Genomic DNA, 579 nt, shown 5'->3' with positions numbered 1-579 from the left:
ACCCCGCTGACCAACAGCATCACCGGCGTCACCGGTGGTAACTACGAGCACCTGGAAACTGCAGGCACTCCGACCACTGTCGTGACCGACGATCCAGCGCGCCTGGACACCACTGGCCTGACCTTGTCCGCCACCGGCTCCGTCCAGGAAGGCGGCAACATCGTCTACACCGCCAAGCTGACTAATCCAGCCGGCACCGAGATGAAGATCACCCTGAGCAATGGTGAAACCATCACCATCGCCAAGGACGCCACCGAAGGTTCCATCACCTTCGCCGCGCCGAAAGACACTGTTTACGTCGACGCAGGTAGCGTCAGCGTGACCATCACCGGCACCACTGGCGGCGACTTCGAGCACCTCGAAGTCAGCCCAACCGCCGCGGTTACTGCTGTAACGGATTCGATTGATACCTCGACCGTGACCCTGACTGCGACTGCCAGTGCTGTAGAGGGTGGCGTAGTCACCTATACCGCTTCGGTTACCGCACCAGTGACTGGCGCTCCGCTGGTGATCACTCTGGCGAACGGTCAGTCGATCACTATTCCGGTTAATGCTTCGAGTGGTTCGGTGGACTTCATT

General features: G+C 59.9%; 1 protein-coding gene. It reads left to right on the top strand.

Annotated features, from left to right (window positions below):
* A partial coding sequence (locus tag DM374_RS32720; RefSeq protein WP_177431654.1) for an immunoglobulin-like domain-containing protein occupies window positions 1-579 on the top strand: 579 nt, incomplete at both ends.

Origin of the sequence: Pseudomonas huaxiensis (genome assembly GCF_003231275.1) — a bacterium.
In the GTDB taxonomy this organism is placed as follows: Bacteria; Pseudomonadota; Gammaproteobacteria; order Pseudomonadales; family Pseudomonadaceae; genus Aquipseudomonas; species Aquipseudomonas huaxiensis.
The sequence above is the reverse complement of the archived record's forward strand: the minus strand, read 5'-3'. Positions and strand labels throughout refer to the sequence as shown.